The sequence below is a fragment of the Streptomyces sp. NPDC046870 genome, assembly GCF_040704595.1.
GTDB lineage: Bacteria > Actinomycetota > Actinomycetes > Streptomycetales > Streptomycetaceae > Streptomyces > Streptomyces argyrophylli.
Window position 1 is genome coordinate 1 of record NZ_JBEYXM010000014.1, and the last position, 12,969, is coordinate 12,969.

The following is a 12,969-nucleotide window of genomic DNA, read 5'->3' on the forward strand; positions in this document are numbered from 1 at the left end:
GTCACCTGGCCCGAGGTCGGCACCGCGGTGGGTGCCCAGTTCCTGTACGACTCCTGCGGCCACTGCGACTACTGCGTGCGCGGCGAGCAGATCCTGTGCCCGAGCAAGCGGATCACCGGTGTCGTCACCGACGGCGGCTACGCCGAGTACGCGGTGCTCGTTGCGACCCTCACTCCTTCTCCTGGTGTGCGCCGACCGGCCACAAGCTTCTCAGCCGCGAGTAGGGCTTGGTCACCTTCGATCCGGGCCGGTGTGGCGCCATGACCACTGCTGCCCGCATCGAGATCGTCCGAGCACACCCGGAGCGTGGGCGTATCGGTACCATCAGCACGCCATTTCAGCGCATGTCGCATTACAGCAGGGGTAATGACTATCACGCTGAGCGCGCTCACCCGCGAGCAGGTCGAGGCAGCTCTGGCCGGTGTGCCAGGGGTGACCTTTGTCGACCATGCCGTCGGAGGCCCAGCAGAACAGCGGGAACCCTTTGAGGGCGTGAAGCGCCTTGCGGGCTTCGATGATGTCCGGCTTCTCGCCGGTGACCTCGGCGGCTGACCGTCGCCCCTTACCGGCATGGCCCCTCGCCATCACGGCGGGGGCCACCCTCGTTGCGGCTGCCGGATGCTTCGTGGAGTCGCTACGAAGAGACCAAGACTGACGGCTCCGACTCGCCTGACCTGCAAAGCGCATCCCCGGGCTTACGTGCGCGAACTTCGGTCGCTGACCGGGCCATTGCTGCCCCAGCCAGGTCCGGAACTGGTGGTGGGCCGACCGCGGTGTCATCTGCCCCAGGAGCTGGCATTGGCTCGGGCGAGACCTGCTGGCGGCGCCTGACCGTCTGGAACGAGGCAGGTGTGTCGGACCAACCGCACCCGGTGGTGCCGAAAAAGTCGACCACACAGCGGGACCAGTTGGGTTTCCTGGCCGCGTTCAATGCAGGAAGTGCCGCGCCGAGCCGTTTCCCGCTCGGCCGAGCGGCTGGCGGGTGGGTACGAGACCTTGGCGGACAACACCACGCGTGTCCGAATCTGTGGGCCGGCCGTCCGTGGACGCGGTGGCCCCAAGGCCCGAACCACCCCAACACTTGAACAAGTCAAGTTGGCGTGACACGGATGGTCGTCGGCGTTCCACGAGCACTTCGGCAGGTCCGTCCTCGTCGAGACGATCGAGAGAGCACCGCCCGGTCGGCATGACGATAGACCGTCGGCTCGCGAGCTCCCGAGCGCGCCGGAGCCACGGTTCGGCCCACCCTGGCGGACCGGCTACGGAAGCAGTGAGGTGGTGTTGGATGGCCGGCACAGACCCAGCGGCACGACTGCGGGACGCATCCCTTCGCGTCACCGCGCAGCGCACCGCCGTGCTCCAGGTACTGGAGCAGCACCCGCACTCCGACGCCGGATTCGTCGCTCGCACCGTACGAGAGCAGATCGGGACGGTGTCGCTCCAGGCCGTCTATGACGTGCTGGCGGCACTGAGCGATGTCGGTATCGTGCGCAAGTTGCAGCCGGCCGGTTCACCCGCTCTCTTCGAGCTGCGCACCGGTGACAACCACCACCATGTCGTGTGCCGCACGTGCGGTGCCGTCGCGGACACCGACTGCGCCGTCGAAGGACAGCCCTGCCTGACACCGTCAGCCACCGACGGCTTCGTCGTGCAGGAAGCCGAAGTGCTCTTCTGGGGCGTGTGCCTTTCATGCGCCGACTCCACCGATTCATGCGCCGACTCCATCGATCCACAACGCGACCGGAACACACCGCCCACCAGTGTCAAGGAAACGAGATGGCCTTCGAGGAAAACACCAAACCGCTGACCACGGCGGCGGGAGCACCCGTAACGGACAACCAGAACAGCATGAGCGCCGGCGCCCGTGGCCCGCTGCTGCTGCAGGACCTGTGGCTCATCGAGAAGCTCGCCCACTTCGACCGCGAGGTCATCCCCGAGCGGCGCATGCACGCGAAGGGTTCCGGAGCGTTCGGCACGTTCCGGGTCACGCACGACATCTCTCGCTACACCAAGGCGGCGATCTTCAGCGAGGTCGGCAACGAGTGCGAGATGTTCGCCCGGTTCTCCACCGTCGCGGGCGAGCGGGGCGCCGCCGACGCGGAGCGCGACATCCGCGGTTTCGCGGTGCGCTTCTTCACGGAGGAAGGCAACTGGGACGTCGTCGGCAACAACACGCCGGTCTTCTTCCACCGCGACCCCCTCAAGTTCCCCGACCTCAACCGCGCGGTCAAGCGGGACCCTCGCACCAACCTCCGCGACCCCGAGAACAACTGGGGATTCTGGACCAACCTCCCTGAGGCGCTGCACCAGGTCACCATCGTCATGAGTGACCGCGGGATCCCCAAGTCCTACCGCCACATGCACGGTTTCGGCTCGCACACCTTCAGCCTGATCAACGCCGCCGGCGAACGGCACTGGGTCAAGTTCCACTTCCGTACCCAGCAGGGCATCGAGAACCTGACGGACGAGGAGGCGGCGAACGTCATCGCACAGGACCGCGAATCTCACCAGCGGGACCTGTACGAGGCCATCGAACGCGGCGATTTCCCGAAGTGGACCCTCTTCGTACAGGTCATGCCCGAGGCCGACGCGGCAACCTATCGATTCCACCCCTTCGACCTCACCAAGGTCTGGAGCAAGAAGGACTACCCGCTCATCGAGGTCGGGGAATTCGAGCTCAACCGCAACCCGGACAACTACTTCGCCGACGTCGAGCAGGCCGCCTTCACTCCGGCCAACCTCGTCCCCGGCATCTCCTACAGCCCGGACAAGATGCTGCAGGGCCGGCTGTTCTCCTACGGCGACGCCGCACGCTACCGGCTCGGCGTCAACCACCACCAGATCCCGGTCAACTACCCGCGTGGTGCCAGACTGGTCAACACGTACCACCGCGACGGGACGATGCGCGTCGACGGCAACCAAGGCAGCGTCCCGGGCGTCGAGCCCAACAACTTCGGCCGGTGGGCCGAGCAGCCGGGTTACGCCGACCCCGCCCTGGCCATCGGCTCCACAGCTGATCGCTTCGATTTCCGTGAGGACGACGACGACTACTTCACCCAGCCCGGTGACCTGTTCCGACTGATGACCGCGGAAGAGCAGCAGGCTCTGTTCGACAACACCGCACGCGCCATCAAGGGCGCGCGGAAGGCGACGGTGTTGCGGCACATCGAGAACTGCACCAAGGCGGATCCCGCCTACGGCGAAGGTGTGCGGAAGGCCTGCGAGGCCTTCGGCGCGCTCTGAGTCGTCACCGGACAGACACCAGTCCCGGCCGGCCTGCCCCTTGGCGACCCCGAGGGGCAGGCCGAAGGCGTCCGTGCGAGGCAGGCTTCGGTCACGGAACTGGTCCGGCCCAAGGGCACGGTACTCACCGAGTCGGTGGAAGGGATCAGGTCCACGACCTCCTCCGGGTCACTGGCGCTGCCTCGGCACGAACGGACAGGATGGTCCCATGAAGATGATCTCTTTCCCCCAGACCCAGATACGGGCATCGAACGTCGTCCTGGGGCTGATGCGCATCGCCGACCTCTCGGACGACGACATCCGCGCTCTCTACGGCAGCGCCCGGGACGCCGGGATCAACGCCTTCGACCACGCGGACATCTACGGCCCCACTCGCCACGCATGCGAAGCGAGGTTCGGGCAGGCCGTGAAACTCTCAGCCGCGGAGCGGGAGTCGATCGTCATCCAGAGCAAGGTCGGCATCAGGCCCGGCTTCTTCGACTTCTCCAAAGAGCACATCGTGCGTTCCGTCGACGAGTCGCTGGCGGCCCTGCGAACCGAGTACCTCGACGTGCTCCTGCTGCACCGTCCCGACACCCTCGTGGAGCCGGAGGAAGTGGCAGCAGCCTTCGACGAACTCCACTCGGCAGGGAAAGTCGTGAACTTCGGCGTGTCCAACCACACGCCGGGACAGATCGAACTGCTCAAGACGGCGGTGCGCCAGCCGCTCGTGGCCAACCAGGTGCAGCTGAGTATCACCCACTGCCCGATGATCGCCTCCGGAATCGCCGCCAACATGGCGGGTCTCGGCCAGTCGGTCGACCGCGACAACGGCTTGCTGGACTACTCGCGCCTCCGGGGGATGACCCTCCAGGCGTGGTCGCCGTTCCAGAAGGGGTTCTTCGACGGGGTCTTCATCGGCGACCTCGAGAACTACGCGGAACTGAACGCCGCTCTCGATGAGTTGGCCGCGAAGTACGAAGTGACTCCGACCGGGATCGCCGTCGCGTGGATCACTCGTCATCCAGCGAACATGCAGGTGGTGCTCGGGACGACCAACCCTGCTCGGGTGGCCGAGTCGGCTGCGGGCTCGGAGCTCCCGTTGACCCGCGAGGAGTGGTATCGCCTCTTCCGCGCGGCCGGCCACATCGTGCCCTAGGGTGTGCGGCGAAGTGGATCCTGGGGTGTCAGGATCCACTGGCACAGCGACTCCGGCGGCCCGCTCTACGACGGAAACAAGGCCATCGGCCTCACCTCCGGCGGCAGCGGTGACTGCACCTCGGGCGGCACCACGTTCTTCCAGCCGGTCACCGAGGCGCTGAGCGTCTACGGGGTCAGCCTGCTCTGAGCCGGTGCACAGGAGCACCGCGCCTCCCTGCCGTTCCGGGCGTGGTTGAGCTGGTGGACTCCTGACGCGGTTGCCGACCGGCGGCGGCACCCCCGTGCACCGCACTGGGCGCCGCCGCCTCGGACGCGCTCGTGCGCCGGTGACGCGCAGGCCGAGGCGAGGCTCGCCATGCCCGCCAGAACCACACGAGCACGATGCCGACGATGCCGGGCGGGGCGGTCAAGTGCACTGCCCGACCTCGACGAGCGCCGCCCTGAGCGACGTCCACGGCGCCGGCCGCGCCGGCCGTTCCGGGTGCGCGACGACCGGGGCCGGCCGGGAGCCGACGGCTGAGTTCCACGGCTGGGACCGCCTGCTCCTCATCTCCACCGAAGGTATCGGCGGGCCGCGCCGGCCCGCCCTGCCCGCCCTGCCCGCCCGGGGACATGCCCGGGTGGGCCGGGCCTCACGCCCCGGGCATCGGCAAGCGCACACGCACGGCGTCGAGCCGGTCCTGTGTGACCTCACGAGTCTGCCGGAGGTGGGAAGTTCGCGGGCGATCTGGTGCTCTCCGCCTGCGGACGCACAACGGGTGCGGCCGTGACTTGGCAGGGCAGTCCTCCAGGCGTGACCGTCAGCGATGCTCCAGGGGAACACCTGCCAGGACGGCCCTCCGATCGCTCGCGAGGTCCTGTCGGCTCAGGGGCGGCGTTCCGGCACATTGTCGTGGACCCGCTTGGGGTCGGTGACCGCCACCGGCTTCAGCACCTCCTCGACACGGGCCATGAGGTCGGCCTCCAGCACGACGCCGGACGCCTTGGCGTTCTCCACGACCTGCTCCGGCCGTGAGGCACCGATGATGGCCGCCGAGACGTTGGGGTTCTGCAGCACCCACGCGACGGCCAGTCGGGCGAGGGACAGCCCGGCCTCGGCGGCCAGCGGCTTCAGCTGCTGCACGGCCTCGAGCACCTCGTCGCGCATCCACCGCGCGATCATGTCGGCCCCGCCCTTGTCATCGGTGGCCCGCGAGCCCTCCGGGGGCCGGGCGCCGGGCTGGTACTTGCCCGTCAGCACTCCCTGCGAGATCGGCGAGTAGACCACCTGACCCATGCCGAGTTCCTCGCAAGCGGGCACGACCTCCGCCTCGATGACCCGCCACAGGGCGTTGTACATGGGCTGGTTGGACACCAGGGGGATGCGCAGCTCCCGCGCCAGCGCGTGGGCGCGCCGGATCTGCTCCGCGGGCCACTCGGAGACACCGATGTAGTGGGCCTTGCCGGAGTGCACGATGTCGGCGAACGCCTCCATCGTCTCCTCCAGCGGCGTGGCCACGTCGTACCGGTGCGCCTGGTACAGATCCACGTAGTCGGTCCGCAGCCGGCGCAGCGACCCCTCGATCGACTCCATGAGGTGCTTGCGTGACAGGCCCCGGTCGTTGCGCCCCGGACCGGTCGGCCAGTAGGCCTTCGTGAAGATCTCAAGCCCCTCGCGGCGCTCGCCCTTCAGTGCCTCCCCCAGGACCGATTCGGCGCGTGTCGCCGCATAGACGTCGGCTGTGTCGAAGGTGGTGATGCCCACCTCCAGCGCCGCATGGACGCAAGCGGTGGCCGCGTCCGCCTCCACCTGCGAGCCGTGGGTGAGCCAGTTGCCGTAGGCGATCTCGCTGATGACCAGGCCACTGCGGCCGAGGTGACGGTACTCCATGAGAGCAATCCTTCGGTGGTGCGTGTGCACCGTCGGCGCAGCCGGGTGCAGGAGGACTTGGCAGGTGTTCGTCGGGCCACTGCAGGCGCGTCAGAAGGAGCGCGCGCCCGCTGAGACGCACGAGTAACGGGTGCGGACTCTCGGGTGGCCGGGCGACGGTTCAGCTCCGACCTCCTCAGCGGTCTCGGCCTGGCGGCGGTCGGTGAACTGAACGACGCGTTGCACGGGTGGCTCCGGGAGGGTGCGGATGGGCGGTTGTGTCGACAACAACCCCAACTTATGTCTTGTCAACAAGCAAAACCTGGGTTGAGATGTAGCGCACCAGCCGTAAACCCCAACAGACACTCACATAGGTGCACCATGATCTGGCGCCGTGGCAGCTGCCGCACGGCGGGCTTGATGCTGGAGCGGACGGACCAGCTCCGCCCGTGGGCCGACTGGCGAATCGACACGGACCCGGGCGGGACCGCCGTAGTGGGTGGCGACCCCTTGGCGGTCATCGCCGTTCGCTGCGACGGGAGGTTGCCGCAGGCGCTGCCGGCCGCCACAGGGACGGCGACCGGCAGCGCCTGCGGGCCAGCGACGGTCACACGCCGGCAGCGGTCGTCAGGCCGTCAGGTCCCGGACGACCACGTTCATCGACCCGATCGAGGCCCGTGGGTGCCATCGCGCCCGTCCCGGCGGCTGCCACCCGCGCCCCGGCCGGACCTGGTGTCCGGGGCGGGTCCGGCTCGTCCGGGACGGCTATGCCTTCACGTCGAGGCGGGCGACAGCGCCGATCTCGACCAGCTGGTCCGGCAGCGCGAGATCTGAGACACCCATCACCGTGCTGGTGGGGCGGTGCCGGCCGAAGTACTCCGCGTGGAGGCGCGCGGTGACATCGAAGTTGTCCCGCAGATTCCTGACCAGCACCGTGGTCTCGACAATCTGGTCGCGCCCGGCCCCGAAGTGCCGCAGCACCACGTCGAGGTTGCCCAGTGCCGTCCTCACCTGGAGCTCGAAGTCGTCCACGCCGACGAAGTTGCCGTCCTGGTCGTGGGAAAGCTGTCCGGAGACGTACAGCGTGTCACCGACCCGCATCGCCTGGCTGTAGCCGTACAGGGATTCCCACGGCATACCGAAGCCGAACGCCTCCGCCCGGCCAGCGGCCTGGGCCTCCTGGGCGCCCAGTGCCCAGCCGACCGGTGCGGCGGCTCCTGCGACAGCGGCCGCTTTGGCTACCGATCTACGGGAGACGAGGGACATGGCTTTTCCTTTCGTTGCCTGTGCGCCGGCTCCGTCGAACCTTTCAGGCCTCGTTCCGATCGGGCATCGGTCATCTTGCTTAGAGGTGTTTCCTATCCGGCTCTGCGCGCCGGCGTCGGTGACGTCCGTGAGGCGGGCGAGGTGGTGTCAGTTGAAGCCGACGATCGTCCCCGAGCCGTTCGGGTAGGCGACGTAGGCGGTCGACGGGCGGTCGGTGGCCATGCCGCTCCAGCGGGTGGGAACGCGCGAGCTGGGACTTGAGGGCATCCGCGAGTTCGTCAACGTCAAGACCGTGTGGATCGGCCCCGCCACGGCGGACCGGCCCGCGCCGAACCGCACCCTGCGGTTCCTTCCCGCCCGCCGTGCTGCGCCCCGCCGAACTGCCGGCGTTCCAGCGCGGTGGCGGGGTCAGCACCACTCCCTGGTCACCCGGGCGGTCGGCGCGCAGGTCTTCCTGAACGGCATCACCCTGTTCGGACCCGGCACGGGGATCCCCCCGCACACCCACGACTGCGCGGAGAGCGTCGTCGTCCTCGAGGGTGACGCGGTGGTGGAGATCGACGGCACTGAGCACCGGCTGTCCCCGTACGACACCACGTACGTCGCCGCCGGTACACCGCACCGCTTCCGAAACGCCTCCACGACCGCCCCCCTGCGGACCCTGTGGACGTATGCCTCGGTGGACGCCACCCGGACCATCGTGGCGACGGGGGCCACCGCCCGCGTCGACGCCGAACACACGCGGCCCGCCGAACCGGAGACCGGGACGGGAGGTCAGCCGTGATCACGGAGGTCGCCCGGATCGACGTCCGGCCCGGCAGCGAGGAGGCGTTCGAGCAGGCGGTTGCCGAGGCCATCCCGGTGTTCCTCGACGCGGCCGGCCGCCGCGGCATCGCACTGCACCGCGTCGTGGAGCATCCGCGGCGCTACCGCCGCGTCGTGTGCTGGGAGAGCGTGGAGCACCACACCGTGACGTTCCGCGCCTCCGACGGTTTCCGCCAGTGGCGGGCCCTGGCAGGTCCCCACTTCGCGACGCCGCCCGAGGTGGAGCACACGTAAGCGTGGCGCGGTCGTCCGCGGCGGGAAGGGGCCAGGACACGCGCTTCAGCGAAGCAGCCGTGCGCACCGGCTGGAAGGTGGCTGCCGGATGCGGTGCCCATCGCGGTCGCCGCAGCGCCGACGACCTGGTGCACCGACTTCCACGGCGACGTCTCCGCCGTCGACGTGCCGGCTCCGATCCTGCGCGGAACGGCCGACAACCGGCCCGCGGGCCCCTGGCCGTCCGACCTGGCGCTGGTGCGGCCGGCCCAGGGTGAGCGGCTGCTCCGTGCCTGCGCTGCGGACCTGCGCAGCGCGGCTCTTCCCCGGCCTGTCGCGATCGGCCGGCCTCGTACCGCGACCGACCGGCCACCGCCGTGATCCACCGTCGGATGACTGATGGCCCGACCACCCGGCGGGCGCCACGATGGGAGCGGGCACGGGGCGCCGATCGCGGGCGAAAGGGAGCTCGGGGGAAGCACCCTTCCCGAAGGGGGCACGCCGAGCACGCCGGACGAGGCCACCGGCACCCTCAACGCCATGGCCTGCCGGCAGCGCCGACGGCCCTACGTCAGCAAACGCCCGACCGAAAGGAGACCACCATGACCGCAGTCGAGGTCCCGGCCGCCATCCGCACCTTCATCGACGCCACCAACCGCGGCGACAGCGAGGCCTTCGCCTCCGCCTTCACCGAGGACGCCCATCTCTACGACTACGGGCGCGAGTTCCGCGGACGCGACCACGTGCGCGACTGGGACCGAACCGACAACATCGGAGTCCAGGCCCACTTCGACCTGGTCGACGCGGTGGCTGGTCCCGACCGGGACACTTACGTCGTCACGCTCGCGGTCACCAGCAACCGGTACAACGGCACGGGACCGATGACCTTCCGTCTGCGCGACGGCCTGATCGCCGACCTCCGCATCGGCTGACCCCGCAGCGAGCGGTGCTGCACCGCGGCCACCGAGCAGAGCCGACAGGATCCACGGCCCCGTACGGGGCTGCTCGGCGTAGAGCGTCACTCCCAGCAGCGTCGGGCTGCTCGGAACGGGGAGGAATGGCCGTGCGGGCGACGGTCTGCCTGGCTCAGCCTCCGGGCGGCGGGTGGGCCGCCGCCCGCATCTCCGCGACCCGGCCGGTGCATTTCAGGAGCCGCGGTCGGTGCGATGTCCGGCCAGGCGTGGAGACTGCGCCGTGTCCGGGCGAGCGACCGATCACCCCGGGGGCGCGGGGGTGCTCAGCGCCCGTCCGATACCACGGGCCGCGGCCAGCAGCGCCGGGACCAGCTCCATGGGCCGGGCCTCATCGGCGGGGACGACGACACCGATCGCCGCGACGGGCCGGGCGTTCCTCCCCGGTACGGGGACGGCGATGCCTGTCGCCCGAGCGTCGACGAAGCCGTCGCACACGGCGTAACCCCGCTGACGGGCATGCGCCCACAGACTGCGCAGGTCGCTCGGCTCCGTCGGCGTTCGATCGCTCAGCCTCGTCAGCGGTCCGGCGAGGACCTCCTCCTGGACCCGGGCCTCGGCGTGCGCCAGCAGCACGGCGCCGGCCGCCGCCGCGTGGGCGGGTATCCGGCGCCCGGCGTGCAGGCGCAGTCCCGGGAGGGCCTCACGGGCCCTGAGCCACTCGAGCACGAGCACGTCGGTCCCGTCGAGCACGGTCAGCTGGGTGTGCTGCCGCGTCGCTGCGTGGATGTCCTCCAGGAAGGGCATGGCGGCCTCCCGGAGGTCCAGGGCCCGGGCGCCGAGAGAGGCGATCTCCCACAGATGCAGGCCCACGCGCACTCCGTGCCCTTCGGTGCGCTCCAGGAAGCCGACGTCCAGGAGCTGGGCGACCAGGCGGTGTGCCGTCGGTACGGGCAGGGCCGCCCGGCGGGCGATCTCGGCGACGGTCAGCACCCGGCTGTCATGACCGAACGCCACCAGGACGCGTGCGGCACGGACGAGCACCGACTCACCGGCCGGGGAACGCGCCATGTCCCGTCTCCGTTCGCCCGGCCCGGTCCACGGCCGCCGCCGGAGGCCCCGACGGAGTGCCCCCGGGCCGCCGGGATCCGTTCACGGCGGCGGGGCGCCGTACCCTACTGGCCCCTCGTGGCGCCGTACTACGCGGCGGCATCGGCGGACCGGGAAGGACGGATGTCGTAGGAGATGCGTCCGGCGGGCAGGTAGAAGAGGGCGATCAGTGCGCCTCCCCGGACCTCGGGGTAGTGGTGGCTGCCTGGGGCGGGCGCGGTCCAGCCCGGTCCTTGCCAGCCGTTCGGTCCCGCCAGTTCGGCGCCGGGGTCGATCGGGACGACGAGGTTCAGTTCACCGTAGGGGTGCGCGTGGTACTGGCCCCGGTAGCGCTCGACGCTGTCCATGTAGACGGCGGTGATGCTGAAGTAGTGCGTCTCCTCCGTCGGTTCGGCGATGAGGCTGCGGCGGTAGCGAGGACCGTCGACCTCGATGTTCGCCGCCCAGCCCTCCTCCAGCACACCGATCTTGATCAGGCGCGCCAGGTCCTGGTAGAGCTCGCTGTCCGGGCCGTAGGTGGTGTTCAGCCAGCTCTCCAGGTCCTTGCCGGCCGTGCGGTTCCTGACCTCGGCCAGGAACGGGATGCTGCGCTCGATCAGCGCCTTGCGGCTGTCCTCGCTCATGCGTGGAGTCCTCTCGTGTCGCCACTTGGTCTGATCCAGAACCATGCCTCGGCATTTCATTACAGTCAATACCTGTAACGAAAGCGGTACGGCAGGCGATCACCCCCGCACGCCCGGACTGCGGCCGCTCAGCAGCGCGACCCCGGAGGGCCCCCTCGGGCGGAACGGGCCTCGCCACCCACGCCGAGTGCCGGCCAGGCCGTGGCGACGACCCGTTCCGCGAAGTCGGCCGGGACCTCCCGGCCGGCCCGCAGGTGGTCGGCGAAGCAGCTGCCGAAACACAGGTGACGACCATGTTGAGGTGCACGTCCGCACGCACGGCACCGCGGCGCGTCAGCGCGAGCGTCACGAGGGGCCAACCGCTCCATGTCCAGCGGAGGGCAGGCCTCGCGCTGCTTGCGCGGCTCGTACCCCAACGCGTCGATGACGAGGTCGCTTGTTCCCCGGTACATGTCGGCCGCGTGACGTCGGCATCGACGACAATGCCACCGATCGTCATGCGGAGTAGACATCGGTGGCCAGCCGCTTGCGCGTGGCCCGGATGATCACTCCTCGATCAAGGCGACCAGAGCCGGGTTGCCCATTCATTCCCCCACCGCACCAGCACACTCCGGGACCCCGGTGCGCCGGCCGCAGCACAACTGCCGTCAGGCGCAGGGAGACAAGTCCGACTTTCTTTACAGCTCTTGACCGTAACAGAACTCACCTTTAGCGTGACGCGAACCACAGAGCGTGGTGACGCGACCGAAAGCGAGGAGTTCGCGATGGTGACTGCTCCGGAGCCGACCGACCACATCGTCCCGGTCCCCGACGCCGCCGGGGACCGGAACGCCCGAACCCGGACGATCCCCTTGACCGGGGACCACCTCGCGGCCGCCAGGGGCGAAACGACGGGCCACACGGCCGTGACCAGCCGCGCGGCCGTGACGGGCCACCCCGGCGTCCGGGGCGCGACGACGAGCGTGCCCTCCCCCGCACCGGCCGGTCACCTCGTGCCGTCCACGGCCTGACCATGGAAACGACCATGAACCACACCCCGGCCGCGGCGCCGGTCCCGGCCCCGCCCCGGGTCACGGTGGAGGACGCCCTCCGCAGCCGGCGCAGCGTGCGCGCGTTCCTGCCGACGCCCGTCCCCCGGTCCACAGTCGAGCGGCTCCTGACTCTGGCTGCCCGGTCCGCCAGCAACTCCAACTGCCAGCCCTGGCAGGTCCACGTCGTCACCGGGGCGGCGAAACGTTCACTCACCGCGGACCTCCTGCGGGCCCATGCCGACGGCGACGGGCGGGGACGGGACTACGACTACCAGCCCGAACAGGACGCATGGCGGGAGCCGTTCCGTTCACGCCGCCGCCGGTTCGGTGAGGGCCTGTACCGTGACACGCTGGGGATCGGCGCGGACGACATCGGCGCCCGGCTCGACCATCACCGGCGCAACTACGACTTCTTCGGTGCACCCGTCGGCATCATCCTCACGACGAGCCGTCATCCGCTGCAAAGCGCCCTCGTGGACGCGGGCCTGTTCCTCCAGGCCCTGATGCTCGCTTCTCGCGCCGACGGCCTGGACACCTGTCCCCAGGCATCGCTCATCGACTTCTCCCCGGTGCTGCGCCGACACCTGCTGATCCCCGACGACCAGCTGATCGTCTGCGGACTCGCCCTCGGGTACGCCGACCGCGCGCACCGCCTGAACCGGCTGCGCACCCCGCGCGAACCCGTCGGTTCCTTCGCGACCTTCCACGGCGACGAAGCCGAGTAGAGGCCTCTCGAGCCCGTCGGACGTCTTCCCCCG

14 protein-coding genes and 3 pseudogenes are annotated in these 12,969 nt (G+C 69.8%); 13 read left to right on the plus strand and 4 right to left on the minus strand.

Annotated features, from left to right (window positions below):
* The 7 genes and pseudogenes from AB0946_RS26320 to AB0946_RS26350 form a co-directional block, all read left to right on the plus strand.
* On the plus strand, positions 1 to 264 hold a 264-nt coding region (locus AB0946_RS26320; protein ID WP_366763119.1), incomplete at its 5' end, for an alcohol dehydrogenase catalytic domain-containing protein.
* Between the two features lie 102 nt (positions 265 to 366).
* Complete coding sequence (locus AB0946_RS26325) at positions 367 to 552, plus strand: hypothetical protein (RefSeq protein WP_366763120.1); 186 nt, start codon at positions 367 to 369, stop codon at positions 550 to 552.
* 228 nt (positions 553 to 780) lie between these two features.
* Positions 781 to 869 (plus strand): annotated as a pseudogene (locus AB0946_RS26330) (IS5/IS1182 family transposase); the annotation flags it as partial.
* A 416-nt stretch (positions 870 to 1,285) separates the two neighbouring features.
* Complete coding sequence (locus AB0946_RS26335) at positions 1,286 to 1,807, plus strand: Fur family transcriptional regulator (RefSeq protein WP_366763121.1); 522 nt, start codon at positions 1,286 to 1,288, stop codon at positions 1,805 to 1,807.
* A complete protein-coding gene (locus tag AB0946_RS26340; RefSeq protein ID WP_366763122.1) occupies positions 1,777 to 3,243 on the plus strand; it encodes a catalase in 1,467 nt (488 codons plus the stop codon). Before AB0946_RS26335 ends, AB0946_RS26340 begins: the two co-directional genes overlap by 31 nt.
* A 208-nt stretch (positions 3,244 to 3,451) precedes the next feature.
* The gene (locus AB0946_RS26345) at positions 3,452 to 4,381 is read left to right on the plus strand and encodes an aldo/keto reductase (protein ID WP_366763123.1); all 930 of its coding nucleotides are present in this window, start codon (positions 3,452 to 3,454) and stop codon (positions 4,379 to 4,381) included.
* 48 nt (positions 4,382 to 4,429) lie between these two features.
* Positions 4,430 to 4,570: pseudogene (locus AB0946_RS26350) on the plus strand (trypsin-like serine protease); the annotation flags it as partial.
* Positions 4,571 to 5,248: 678 nt separating this feature from the next.
* Here the strand turns inward: AB0946_RS26350 and AB0946_RS26355 are convergent.
* Both AB0946_RS26355 and AB0946_RS26360 read right to left on the minus strand, forming a co-directional pair.
* Positions 5,249 to 6,253, minus strand: a complete 1,005-nt coding sequence (locus AB0946_RS26355; protein ID WP_366763124.1) for an aldo/keto reductase family protein — start codon at positions 6,251 to 6,253, stop codon at positions 5,249 to 5,251.
* A gap of 744 nt (positions 6,254 to 6,997) precedes the next feature.
* On the minus strand, positions 6,998 to 7,369 hold the full coding sequence (locus tag AB0946_RS26360; protein WP_366763264.1) for a RidA family protein: 372 nt from the start codon (positions 7,367 to 7,369) through the stop codon (positions 6,998 to 7,000).
* A 349-nt stretch (positions 7,370 to 7,718) separates the two neighbouring features.
* On the opposite strand from AB0946_RS26360, the gene AB0946_RS26365 reads away from it, so the two are divergent.
* From AB0946_RS26365 to AB0946_RS26380, 4 genes and pseudogenes are all read left to right on the plus strand, one after another.
* On the plus strand, positions 7,719 to 8,282 hold the full coding sequence (locus tag AB0946_RS26365; RefSeq protein WP_366763265.1) for a cupin domain-containing protein: 564 nt from the start codon (positions 7,719 to 7,721) through the stop codon (positions 8,280 to 8,282).
* Positions 8,279 to 8,557, plus strand: a complete 279-nt coding sequence (locus AB0946_RS26370; protein WP_366763125.1) for an antibiotic biosynthesis monooxygenase family protein — start codon at positions 8,279 to 8,281, stop codon at positions 8,555 to 8,557. The genes AB0946_RS26365 and AB0946_RS26370 overlap by 4 nt, the downstream gene beginning before the upstream one ends.
* 38 nt (positions 8,558 to 8,595) lie before the next feature.
* Positions 8,596 to 8,755 (plus strand): annotated as a pseudogene (locus tag AB0946_RS26375) (alpha/beta hydrolase); the annotation flags it as partial.
* 383 nt (positions 8,756 to 9,138) lie between these two features.
* Positions 9,139 to 9,468, plus strand: coding sequence for a nuclear transport factor 2 family protein (locus tag AB0946_RS26380; protein WP_030939023.1), 330 nt, complete (start codon positions 9,139 to 9,141; stop codon positions 9,466 to 9,468).
* A 282-nt stretch (positions 9,469 to 9,750) separates the two neighbouring features.
* Here AB0946_RS26380 and AB0946_RS26385 read toward each other — a convergent pair whose 3' ends face one another.
* Together AB0946_RS26385 and AB0946_RS26390 are read right to left on the minus strand one after the other, a co-directional pair.
* Positions 9,751 to 10,518, minus strand: coding sequence for an IclR family transcriptional regulator (locus tag AB0946_RS26385; RefSeq protein WP_366763126.1), 768 nt, complete (start codon positions 10,516 to 10,518; stop codon positions 9,751 to 9,753).
* Positions 10,519 to 10,646: 128 nt separating this feature from the next.
* Complete coding sequence (locus AB0946_RS26390) at positions 10,647 to 11,180, minus strand: DUF4863 family protein (protein WP_366763127.1); 534 nt, start codon at positions 11,178 to 11,180, stop codon at positions 10,647 to 10,649.
* A 764-nt stretch (positions 11,181 to 11,944) separates the two neighbouring features.
* Between AB0946_RS26390 and AB0946_RS26395 the strand changes: the two genes are divergently transcribed.
* Together AB0946_RS26395 and AB0946_RS26400 are read left to right on the plus strand one after the other, a co-directional pair.
* Positions 11,945 to 12,190, plus strand: coding sequence for a hypothetical protein (locus AB0946_RS26395; protein WP_366763128.1), 246 nt, complete (start codon positions 11,945 to 11,947; stop codon positions 12,188 to 12,190).
* 14 nt (positions 12,191 to 12,204) lie between these two features.
* The gene (locus AB0946_RS26400; protein WP_366763129.1) at positions 12,205 to 12,936 is read left to right on the plus strand and encodes a nitroreductase; all 732 of its coding nucleotides are present in this window, start codon (positions 12,205 to 12,207) and stop codon (positions 12,934 to 12,936) included.
* The last annotated feature ends 33 nt before the right edge of the window (positions 12,937 to 12,969 follow it).